Raw genomic sequence first — 10,479 nt, forward strand, 5'->3', positions numbered from 1 at the left:
CTTGAGCGGGGAGCTCGTCGCCGTCCTCGCGGTGATTCTCATCGCGCTGGCGTTCGACTACACGAACGGGTTCCACGACGCGGCCAACGCGATCGCGACCAGCGTCTCCACGCGCGCGCTCACGCCGCGCGTGGCGCTGGCCATGGCCGCGGTCGGCAACTTCATCGGCGCGCACTTCGGCGCCGACGTCGCCAAGACCGTCGGGAGTGGGCTGGTGGCGTTGCCCACCGGTCTCGACAGCCTGAGCATCGTCTTCGCCGGTGTGCTCGGCGCGATCGTCTGGAATCTGATCACCTGGTACTTCGGCCTGCCCTCCTCCTCGTCGCACGCGCTGATCGGCGGGCTGGTGGGGGCCACGATGGCCGCCTCGGGCACGGTGCTGTGGGACGGGATCGTCGAGGACGTCATCCTGCCGATGATCCTGTCGCCGCTGGTCGGCTTCACGCTCGGCTTCCTGGTGATGCTCGCCGTGCTGTGGATCTTCCGTAAGGGGCATCCGGCCAAGCTCAACCGCGGCTTCCGCATCGCGCAGACCTGCTCGGCGGCGGCCATGTCGATCGGCCACGGCATGCAGGACGCGGCGAAGACGATCGGCATCGTGGTGCTCGCGCTCTACGTGGGCGGGCAGCAGGACAGCCCCGAGCACATACCGGAGTGGGCGTTCTGGGCATCGGCGGCGGTGCTGGCGGCGGGCACGTACGCGGGCGGCTGGCGGATCATCCGCACGCTCGGCCGCAAGATCGTCGACCTCCGCCCGCCGGAGGGCTTCGCGGCGGAGACGGTGGCCAGCTCGGTGCTGTACTTCAACGCGCTCGTACTCGGCGCCCCGATCTCGACCACGCACACGATCACCTCGGCGATCATGGGCGTGGGCGCGACCAAACGCCTCTCCGCGGTGCGCTGGGAGGTGGCGGGCACGATCGTGGGCGGCTGGATCCTGACGTTCCCCGCGGCGGGGCTGATGGCGAGCCTGGTGTACCTGGTGGTGCGGCCGATCTTCTGATCGGCCGCACCACCGGCGGTTACCGGTACGAGACGCCGATCTCGTGGCGGATCCTGTCGAGCAGCTCCATCACCTGGATCGTCGCGGCGTGCGGCACCAGCGGGCTCTCGGTCAGCCCGGCCCGCAGGCAGCGCTGCACCTCCTCGGCCTCGTACCGGTAGCCGTGCCCCTCGCGGGTCACCTCCACCACCTCCGGCTCCGTGCCCTCGCGGTGCAGGGTGAAGCGGTCCGGCCGGAAGAACGGCGTGTCGAGGTCGATCCGCCCCTTGGTGCCGGTCACCGTGGCGGCGAGCGCGGTCTGCCCGAGCATGCCGCTGGTGAGCGAGGCGAGGGCGCCCGAGTCGTACCCGAAGATGATGGCGGTGTTTTCGTCGGTGCCCTCGGGGCCGATCTTCGCCCAGGCTCGCACGTGCTGCGGCACACCGAGGATCAGGTGGGCGAAGGCGATGGGGTACACGCCGAGGTCGAGCAGCGCGCCACCGCCCAGCTCCGGCGCCCGCATCCGGTGGTTCGAGTCGAACGGCCCGGCCACGCCGAAGTCGGCGTGCACGCTGGTCACCTCGCCGATCGCATCGGCACGGAGCAGCTCGACGATGCGCAGCACGCCAGGGTTGCACCGCATCCACATGGCCTCCATGAGGAAGAGACCACGGTCGCGGGCGAGGTCGAGCAGCTCGACGGTCGTGGTCAGGTCGAGCGTGAACGGCTTTTCGCACAGCACCGCCCGCCCGGCCTCGAGGCAGACGCGGGTCGCGGCGTAGTGGGCCGAGTGCGGCGTGGCGACGTAGATCACGTCGAGGTCGCCGTCGTCGGCCAACTCGCGCCAGGATCCGTACGCCCGCGGGATCTCGTGCCGGTCGGCGAACGCCCGCGCCGAATCCGCCGTGCGCGAGCCGACCGCCACCACCTCGGCGTCGGGGAGCAGCTTCAGGTCCTGCACGAACGAGGTGGCGATGCCACCGGTGGCCAGGATGCCCCAGCGCGTGCGCTCACTCATGACACGGGATCGTACGGGCATACTGGTGGGCATGCCGCAGCCGATCGATGAGCTGACCGGGCCCACCAGCAGCGCGTGGCGGGCGGTGTGACGCTGTGGTGATCGACGAAGACGGGTTCCGGCTGTCTGAGGCGCTGGTCGCGCGGATGCGGCGGTTTCTGGCTGGCGAGAGCGGGCCGACGCCGGTGCCGCGCGTCGCCGCCACGGTGGTGCTGCTGCGCCCCGCAGACGGCGGCTTCGAGGCGTACGTGCTGCGCCGGGCCGCCTCTATGGCGTTCGCCTCGGGGGTCTACGCGTTCCCGGGCGGCGGGGTCGACCCGGCCGACGCGGGCGCGGACCTCGGCTGGGCCGGGCCGCCCGCCGACGAGTGGGCGCGCCGCCTCGGCCGTCCGGCGGCGGAGGCGCAGGCGGTGGTCTGCGCCGCCGTGCGCGAGGTCTTCGAGGAAGCCGGCGTGCTGCTGGCGGAGGCGGCGCCCGAAAGCCCGCTGACCGAGCCAGCGACCGGTGTCGAAGGCACGATCGACACCAGCGGCGACGACTGGGAGCGAGACCGCGAGCGGCTCGTGCGCCACGAGGTCCACCTCGCCGAGGTGCTGGCCCGCCGAGGGCTCGTGCTCCGGTCCGACCTGCTCGGTGCGTGGGCGCGGTGGATCACGCCGGAGTTCGAGACGCGCCGCTTCGACACCTACTTCTTCGTCGCCGCGCTGCCCGAGGGCCAGGTGCCCCGCGACGTCTCCGGCGAGGCCGACCACACGATGTGGGTGCGGCCCGGCGACGCGGTGGCGCGCTACCGCGCGGGCGAGATCGCGATGCTGCCGCCCACGGTCGTGCTGCTGCGCAACCTGGCTGAGTACCCCGATGTCGCCGCCGTGCTGGCCGCGGCGGCCGACCGAGACGCGGCGACGCCGGTGATGCCACGCGCGGAGCTGGCGCCCGACGGCACCGTCCGCCTCCAACGCTACGTGCGGTGACCGGCGGCATCAGCCGCGAAGTCAACTGCCCCGGCCGAGGCCGGACACCGCACGATGCGAACGGCCGGGCAGCCCCGTGGACTGCCCGGCCGTAGCGCGAGAGGGAAGGCTCAGCCGAAGCGGCCGGTGATGTAGTCCTCGGTGCGCTTGTCGGTGGGGTTGGTGAAGAGCTTGCCGGTCTCGCTGAACTCGACCAGCCGCCCGTGCCGCACCTGCTTCTCGTCGACCTCCGCGGTGAAGAAGGACGTGTAGTGGCTCACCCGGGCGGCCTGCTGCATGTTGTGCGTGACGATGACGATCGTGTACGTCTTCGCCAGCTCGTGCATCAGGTCTTCGATCTTGCCGGTGGCGATCGGGTCGAGCGCGGAGCAGGGCTCGTCCATGAGGATCACGTCCGGGCGCACCGCGATCGTGCGCGCGATGCACAGCCGCTGCTGCTGGCCGCCGGAGAGGGCGAGGCCGCTCGTCTTGAGCTTGTCCTTCACCTCGTCCCACAGGGCCGCGCCGGTGAGCGCCTCCTCCACCTGGTCGTGGAGGTTGCCCTTGATGCCGTTGATCTTGAGGCCGTACGCCACGTTGTCGAAGATGGACTTCGGGAACGGGTTGGGCTTCTGGAAGACCATGCCGATGCGGCGGCGCACCTGGATCGGGTCGACGTCCTTGGCGTAGAGGTCCTGGCCGTGGTACGTGATCTTGCCAGCGACCCGCGCGCCGGGCACGAGGTCGTTCATCCGGTTGAGCGACCGCAGGATCGTCGACTTGCCACAGCCGGACGGGCCGATCATGGCGGTGATCTGGTTTTGCCGGATCGGCATCGAGGTGCCGCGGACGGCCTCGTAGTTGCCGTAGAAGACGCTGACGTCACGCAGGTCCATGACAGGGGCGCCGGCTGCCTGCGGCGAGTCGACGCTGACGGCACCCCAGCCGCTGGTGGGCGCGTTGATGCTGACGGAGGGGCGGTCGGTCACGGTGTCCACCTTGGGGTTTGGCCTTGTCATGGGTCAGCGCTCCTTGATGGCGAAGCGGTTGGCGATGATGCGGGCGACGATCGTGAAGACGAGGACGATCACGATCAGCGTCAGAGCCGAGCCCCAGGCCCGCTCCTGCGCCGGCTCGAACACCTGGCTGGCGTTCCGGAAGATCTGTGCCGGCAGTGCGGTGTTCTCGCCTTCGAAGAGGTTCCAGTTCGTCGCGGAGGTGATGCCCACGACGAAGACGATCGGGGCCGTTTCGCCGGCCGCCCGGGCAATCGCCAGGAGGACGCCGCTGGTGATACCGGAGATCGCCGCCGGAAGCACGACGGTGACGGTGGTCCGCCACTTGCGGGCGCCCAGCGCGAGGCTGGCCTGCCGCAGCTCGTCGGGTACGAGCCGCAGCATCTCCTCCGTGCTCCGGATGATCACCGGAAGCATGAGGCAGGCGAGCGCGAGGGCGCCGGCGAAGCCGGACCGCGACTCGAAGAGCAGGACCCACGTGGAGTAGATGAAGAGGCCCATCACGATCGACGGGACGCCGGTCATGATGTCGGCCATCATCCGGATCATCCGGGCGAGCGGCTTCTGCTTGCCGTACTCGTTGAGGTAGATCGCGCCGAGCACGCCGAGCGGGATCGCCATCAGCGCGGCCATGCCGGTGATGATCAGTGTGCCGATCACCGCCGGGCCCACGCCCCCGCCCGCGCGGCGGAACGAGTTGGGGATGTCGGCGGTGAGGAACTCCCAGCTGATCACGCTGCCGCCTCGGCTGAGCACTGACCAGACGACCAGGCCGAGCGGTACGACCGCGACGACAAGTGCCAGCGTGATCAGCACGAGTGCGAGCCGGTTGGCGATCCGCCGGCGGAGCGAGAGGGCGCCGCGGGTCAGATTGGGCGCGTCGGAGGCGGGCGGTCGGGTGACCGGGTCGGCCATGGTGGTCACGACGCCGCCCGCCAACCGCTGCGGAACATTCGCCCTTCGCTTCGCTGCGCGCTCATGCCGCACTTCCCTTCATCCGGATCTCGGCCCGGCGGACGATGGCCTGGGCGGCGGTGTTGATCAGCACGGTCATGATGAACAGCACCACGCCGAGGCCGACGAGAGCCGCGGTGAACGTGCCGTTCGACTCGCCTATCTGCGAGACGATGACCGAGGGCATCGCGTTGCCGCTGGCGAAGATGTTGGCGGTGATCTGGGTCGAGCTGCCGATCACCAGCGCTACGGCGATCGTCTCGCCCATCGCCCGGCCAAGACCGAGGATCACGGCACCGACCAGGCCGCCGAAGCTGTGCGGGAACACCGCTCCGGTGATCATCTCCCAGCGCGTGGCGCCGAGCGCGAGCGCGGCGTCCTTGTCCGCCCGCGGCACGGTGTCGAAGACCTCGCGGGCGATGGAGGTGATGATCGGAATGATCATGATGGCGAGGATGAGCCCCGCGGTCATGAAGCTGCGGCCACTGCCCACCGGGTCGCCGAAGACCCGACCGATCAACGGGATGCCGCCGAAGACGTCGTGGAACCAGCGGTAGACCGGGACCAGCTTCGGGGCCACCACCAGGACGCCCCAGAGGCCGAAGACCACGGACGGCACCGCCGCGAGCAGGTCGATCACGGTAACGGCCGGCCCGCGCAGCCGCCGCGGCGCGAGCTCGGTGAGGAAGAGCGCGATGCCGATCGAGACCGGCACGGCGAAGATCAGCGCGATCAGCGACACGATCGCGGTGCCGTAGATGAACGCGAGCCCGCCGAAGATCTCGCTCGGCGGATCCCACCGGTTTTCCGTGATGAACCGCAGCCCCATCTCGCTGAACGCCGGCCAGGCCTCCCTCGTCGTGGTGATGAGGATGAGCGCGAGCACGGCGAGCACGAGAAGGCCCGCGGCGAGGGTCAACACCTGGAAGGAGCGGTCGGCGCGCGGGCCGCCGCCCCGGCTGGACAGCGCTGTCTTCGGGTCGGGCCCGGTCTGCGTCTGGGTCGTCAAGGTTTCAACTCCGGTGGGCTAGGGCGCCCTCAGGGGCGGGATCGACTCGCGATCCCGCCCCCGAGGGAAATGCCCGTCCGTGTCTCAGCTGTCGGTCACTGGATCTTGTCGAGCTGGGCGAGCGCCTTGGTCTTGAGCTCGTCCGGCAGCGGAGCGAAGTCCACCTCCGGCGCGAGCGTCTGTCCCTCGGTCAGGATGTAGCGGACGAAGCCCTTGACCGCGTCCTTCTTCGCCGCGTCGGTGTAGGTGGTGCGGACCAGGATGTAGGTCGGGGCGGTGATCGGGTAGGTCGTCGCGCCCGCCGCGTTCAGCGGGTTGAACGTGAGGTCTTCCGCGATCTCCGCGCCCTGCAGAGCGGCCGTCGTGCCCTCGATGCTGGCCTCGACGAACTGGCCGTCCTTGTTCTTGATGGCGGCGAACTTCAGGCCGCTCGCCCGGGCGTCGCTGAAGTCGACGTAGCCGATCCCGCCGTCGGTCTGCTTGATCAGCTGAGCGACACCGGAGTTCTTCTCGGCGCCCTGGGTGCTGGCCGGCCAGTCGACCACGTCACCGCTCTTCAGCTTCCAGGTGTCGGGAGCCGCGGCCACCAGGTACTTGGTGAAGTTGTTGGTGGTGCCGGAGCCCTCGGCGCGGTGCACGACGGTGATGTTGGTGGCCGGCAGCGTGACGCCGGGGTTGTCGGCGGCGATGGCCGCGTCGTTCCACGTCTTGATGTCGGTCTGGAAGATCTTAGCCAGCGTGTCGGGGCTCAGCTGGAGCTTGTCCACGCCGGAGATGTTGAAGGACACCGTGATCGGGGCGGCGACCGTCGGCACGTAGAGGAACGAGCCGGCCGTCGGGCCGTCGCCGTCCTTGACGGTGCTGTCGGAGCCGGCGAAGTCGTTCAGGTTGGCCCCGAAGTCCTTCTTGCCCTGACCGGAGCCAACCGCGTTGTAGTTGACCGTGAGGTTCGGGGCTACGCCCTTGAACTCGGTGATGACTTCCTGGTAGTACGCGTCCGGGAAGCTGGCCCCAGACGCCTTCAGGTCGCCGGAAAGGTTGGCGTATTCACTGGCGCCGGCGCTGGCGTCAGTGCCGCCGGTGCCGGTGTCGCTGTCGTCATCACCGCCACCGCAGCCGGCAAGTGCGAGCGCGGCGATCGCGACGCCGACGAGGGCACGCCGCGAGAGCACGTTGCGGTTCACCTCAGGTAAGCCTCTCTGTTGGGTTGCGCACGGCCGTGAGCTGGCCGAACAAAGGCGACGCTAAGAGCGAGAGGTAGCCGGCTTCCACGGCGTGGATGAACGCGGAGTGAACACGTTTATCAGCGAAGATTGCGCGGTCCTGAGGGAGAGTTGTCTGTTCCGTGAACTCGGGAGCTTGTGCCGGAAATATCCGATATTGACGGGCAGTCGTTACCGCTACGCGACGTCACGTTGATGCGGTCGTGACCGAGTGAACAATGCGGCGGTAACTCACATCCGTGGACCAACGGGCGAAGCCGAGTCGGCTGTACAGCGCCACCGCCCGGGCGTTCGACTCGTCGACGTAGAGCATCGCCTGATCCAGCCCTCGGCCGCGCAGGTGGCGCAGGCCGACCACGGTCAGTGCCGAGCCGAGCCCGGTGCCGTGGGCGGCCGGGTCGACGCCCAGCACGTACACCTCGCCGATCGGCTCGTGCTGGTGGCCGCGGGCGCCGTGCACCTTGGTCCAGTGGAAGCCGAGCAGCCGCCCGTCCGCCTCGTCGACCGCCAGCAGGAAGCCCTCCGGGTCGAACCACGGCTCGGCCATGCGCACGCGCAGGTCGTGCAGGGTCCAGCGGCCCTGGTCGGGGTGGTCGGCGAAGGCCCGGGCGTTGAGCGCGACCCACGCCTCGTCGTCGGCGCCCGGCCGGAACGGCCGCACCGTCACGCCCTCCGGCAGGCGCGGCTCGTGCAGCGGGGCGAAGAGCGAGCGGCGCATCTGGAGGAGCACACGGGCGCGTACGAAGCCGAGGCCGAGCGCGAGCGCCCCGGCCGAGGGGTGGTCGCCGTGCGCCCACAGCCGCAGGCGTCCGCGCGGGTCTATCTCGTCGGTGACGTCCATCGCCGCTCGCACCAGGGCTCGCCCGAGCCCGCGCCGGCGGCGCAGCGGATGCACCACCAGCTCCGCGGCCGCCCCTTCGACCTGGTCGGTGGTGTCCAGGTGGGCATATCCGGCGAGCGCGCCGTCGGGGTCCCGCGCCAGCAGGTGTACGGCCGGAGCGTCGCCACCGTGCCGCAGGTGGAGCACGACGTGCTCGGAGAGCGGGTACGCCCCGTCGGTGTCGCCGGCCGCCTGGGCGAGTGCGAGCACCTCCCGCACCTCGTCCACGGTGAGCTGGTCGGTCCGGGCGGCGACGGGCTGTAGGGAGGTCACCAGGTCACGGTATAGCGCCCGGCGTCCGGTCTCATCGATCTTGCGGATGGGACCAGGCCGTGGCGGGGCGGTACTCAGATCTGGCCGAGCTTGAGCGGCCACTCCCGGCCGTGCATGCGGGGCGGGTCGATGCCCGGCGGCAGCGCGCTGAGCTGGAAGCGGCGTGCCAGGTTGGGCAGGATCGAGCGGAGCGCGGCGATCGTGCTCCGCCGGTCGCCGCCCGCGTCGTGCAGCAGCACGATCGCGCCGCGGGTCGTGCCCGAGTTCACCGTGCTGGCGATGCTCCCCGCGCTCGGTTTCCGCCAGTCCTGCGGGTCCACGGTCCAGTGCAGCGGCGTCATGCCGAGTTCACGGGAGACGGCGACGACCGGGGCGGTCCACGCGCCGCCCGGCTGGCGGTAGTACGACACCTTCGCACCGGGCACGGCGTCCTTGATCGCGTCGTTGGTGCGGTTGAGGTCGGAGCGGATGGCAGCCCGCGAGCGCACGCCCAGCCGTACGTTGTGCTCCCACGAGTGGTTGCACAGCGTGTGCCCCTCGCGGACGATCTGGCGTACCAGCCCCGGGAACGCCACCACGTTGATGCCGACCAGGCAGAACGTGGCCTTCACCCCGTATCGCCTGAGCAGTGCGAGGGCCTGCGGGGTCTGCGCCGGGTCGGGGCCGTCGTCGAAGGTGAGCGCCACCTCGGCCGTACCGGTGGTGCGCCGGCTCCCGAACGGCCCGCCCTTCTCCATGGGCAGCGGCGGGAGTCCCGGGCCGGCGAACGGCTGTACGGCCACCGGTGGCGCTGGTCGGGGCGCGGCCGCCACGGGCTGGGGCGCCCTGGTCGTGGGCTCGGCCGTCTGCGTCGCCCGCAGCTCGGCGGTGTCGGCGCCCAGATTGCGGCCGACCAGGTAGGCACTTGCCACGATCGCGGCGAGGATGCCCGCGACGATGACCACTGTACGAACGTTGGACAGGGCGGCACCGGTGCGCTCTTTGGCCTCACCGGCTTCGGTGGCCTCCTGGATAACAGGCACGACCCCGAGGATAAAACTGACTTAAGGATCTTAAAGTCAAAATCGCCCAACTCGTCTGCATAGGACGAAGCGCCACCCAGCCGGGGCTGGATGGCGCTTCGAGGTGAACTTTGGCGCTGAGAGGTCAGACGGGCAGCGGGGCCGGCTCGCTGTCGGGCAGCGGGCGGCTCGGCGGCACGACGAACTTGTAGCCGACCTGGCGGACCGTGCCGATCATCGACTCGTACTCCGAGCCGAGCTTGGCGCGCAGCCGCCGGACGTGCACGTCGACCGTGCGAGTGCCGCCGAAGTAGTCGTAGCCCCACACCTCGCGCAGTAGCTGGTCGCGGGTGAACACTCGACCCGGGTGCTGGGCCAGGAACTTCAGCAGCTCGAACTCCTTGTAGGTGAGATCGAGCGGGCGGCCCTTGAGCTTTGCAGCGTAGGTGTCGGGGTCGATGCTCAGCTCGCCGGCCCGGATCAGCCCACCGGCGCCAGAGGTGGCGTTGGTGAGCCGGCCGACCGCGAGGCGCAGGCGGGCCTCGACCTCGGCCGGACCCGCGCTGGCGAGGATGACGTCGTCGACGCCCCAGTCGGCGTTGAGCGCGATCAGGCCGGCCTCGGTGACCACGGCGACCAGCGGCACGCCCAGCCCGGTGGCGTGGAGCATGCGGCAGGTGGCGCGGGCCTCGGCGAGCTCGGAACGGGCATCCACCATGACCGCGTCGGGGCTCGGGCCGGACACGAGCGTGCGCACGTCGCGAGGTGCGGTGCGAACCGAGTGGGGGAGCAGGTCGAGCGCGGGGAGCACAGCGGATGGCTCACCGGCACGGGCTGTCACCAGCAACAGGATTTCCACTTGACCTCCGTCCTCGCGGCGCTGGGCCGCGCGGTGACCGGCGGTAATCCGGGCTACCGGCTTACCGGAGTGACTGCGCGTCGGTCCCGGCGTCGCTGACGGGCGGGGTGCTGTTGACTTCGGGATGAGCTTAACCGATTGTCAGCCGGAAACGCTCCCGTGCCCGTCCGTTCATTTGTGTGATCAACCATATATTCCACCGTGCCGGCGATGGTGGGGCCGGTTGACACGCGGGCGGCCACGAGCGCCCGCACGCCCTAGACGAGTGATGCGGGGAGGGGGCTGCGGAAACAGGCAAGGGCCTCCATGATCGA

10 protein-coding genes are annotated in these 10,479 nt (G+C 70.2%); 2 read left to right on the top strand and 8 right to left on the bottom strand.

Annotation, left to right across the window (positions count from 1 at the left end; all coding sequences use genetic code 11):
- Position 1: 1 nt before the first annotated feature.
- Positions 2 to 1,003 (top strand): inorganic phosphate transporter, encoded by a 1,002-nt coding sequence (locus ACFFIA_RS38850; RefSeq protein WP_377261346.1) that lies wholly within the window; start codon positions 2 to 4, stop codon positions 1,001 to 1,003.
- A gap of 19 nt (positions 1,004 to 1,022) precedes the next feature.
- Here the strand turns inward: ACFFIA_RS38850 and ACFFIA_RS38855 are convergent, their stop codons facing one another.
- Positions 1,023 to 2,000: a Gfo/Idh/MocA family protein gene (locus tag ACFFIA_RS38855; RefSeq protein WP_377261348.1), complete on the bottom strand. Its 978-nt coding sequence runs from the start codon at positions 1,998 to 2,000 to the stop codon at positions 1,023 to 1,025.
- Between the two features lie 95 nt (positions 2,001 to 2,095).
- Between ACFFIA_RS38855 and ACFFIA_RS38860 the strand changes: the two genes are divergently transcribed.
- Positions 2,096 to 2,971, top strand: a complete 876-nt coding sequence (locus ACFFIA_RS38860) for an NUDIX hydrolase (protein ID WP_377261350.1) — start codon at positions 2,096 to 2,098, stop codon at positions 2,969 to 2,971.
- A 110-nt stretch (positions 2,972 to 3,081) separates the two neighbouring features.
- Here ACFFIA_RS38860 and pstB read toward each other — a convergent pair whose 3' ends face one another.
- The 7 genes from pstB to ACFFIA_RS38895 all read right to left on the bottom strand — a co-directional run bounded on the left by pstB (position 3,082) and on the right by ACFFIA_RS38895 (position 10,165).
- Complete coding sequence (gene pstB / locus ACFFIA_RS38865; protein WP_377261352.1) at positions 3,082 to 3,969, bottom strand: phosphate ABC transporter ATP-binding protein PstB; 888 nt, start codon at positions 3,967 to 3,969, stop codon at positions 3,082 to 3,084.
- Between the two features lie 3 nt (positions 3,970 to 3,972).
- Positions 3,973 to 4,881, bottom strand: coding sequence for a phosphate ABC transporter permease PstA (gene pstA / locus ACFFIA_RS38870; protein WP_377261390.1), 909 nt, complete (start codon positions 4,879 to 4,881; stop codon positions 3,973 to 3,975).
- Positions 4,882 to 4,942: 61 nt separating this feature from the next.
- Positions 4,943 to 5,929 (bottom strand): phosphate ABC transporter permease subunit PstC, encoded by a 987-nt coding sequence (pstC, locus tag ACFFIA_RS38875; protein ID WP_377261354.1) that lies wholly within the window; start codon positions 5,927 to 5,929, stop codon positions 4,943 to 4,945.
- Between the two features lie 95 nt (positions 5,930 to 6,024).
- Positions 6,025 to 7,113, bottom strand: a complete 1,089-nt coding sequence (gene pstS, locus ACFFIA_RS38880; protein ID WP_377261356.1) for a phosphate ABC transporter substrate-binding protein PstS — start codon at positions 7,111 to 7,113, stop codon at positions 6,025 to 6,027.
- Between the two features lie 226 nt (positions 7,114 to 7,339).
- The gene (mshD, locus tag ACFFIA_RS38885) at positions 7,340 to 8,305 is read right to left on the bottom strand and encodes a mycothiol synthase (protein WP_377261358.1); all 966 of its coding nucleotides are present in this window, start codon (positions 8,303 to 8,305) and stop codon (positions 7,340 to 7,342) included.
- Between the two features lie 74 nt (positions 8,306 to 8,379).
- Positions 8,380 to 9,267 carry a polysaccharide deacetylase family protein gene (locus ACFFIA_RS38890; RefSeq protein WP_377261393.1) on the bottom strand — a complete coding sequence of 296 codons (888 nt, stop codon included), beginning with the start codon at positions 9,265 to 9,267 and terminating at the stop codon, positions 8,380 to 8,382.
- Between the two features lie 184 nt (positions 9,268 to 9,451).
- Positions 9,452 to 10,165, bottom strand: a complete 714-nt coding sequence (locus tag ACFFIA_RS38895) for a winged helix-turn-helix transcriptional regulator (protein ID WP_173057698.1) — start codon at positions 10,163 to 10,165, stop codon at positions 9,452 to 9,454.
- Between the last annotated feature and the right edge of the window lie 314 nt (positions 10,166 to 10,479).

It is taken from the genome of Phytohabitans kaempferiae (assembly GCF_042433955.1).
In the GTDB taxonomy this organism is placed as follows: domain Bacteria; phylum Actinomycetota; class Actinomycetes; order Mycobacteriales; family Micromonosporaceae; genus Phytohabitans; species Phytohabitans kaempferiae.

What these genes read in the sequence shown, in the direction of transcription:
- ACFFIA_RS38855 (WP_377261348.1), bottom strand. Translation starts at nt 2,000, where the DNA reads ATGAGTGAGCGCACGCGCTGGGGCATCCTGGCCACCGGTGGCATCGCC.
- pstB (WP_377261352.1), bottom strand. Translation starts at nt 3,969, where the DNA reads ATGACAAGGCCAAACCCCAAGGTGGACACCGTGACCGACCGCCCCTCC.
- pstA (WP_377261390.1), bottom strand. Translation starts at nt 4,881, where the DNA reads ATGGCCGACCCGGTCACCCGACCGCCCGCCTCCGACGCGCCCAATCTG.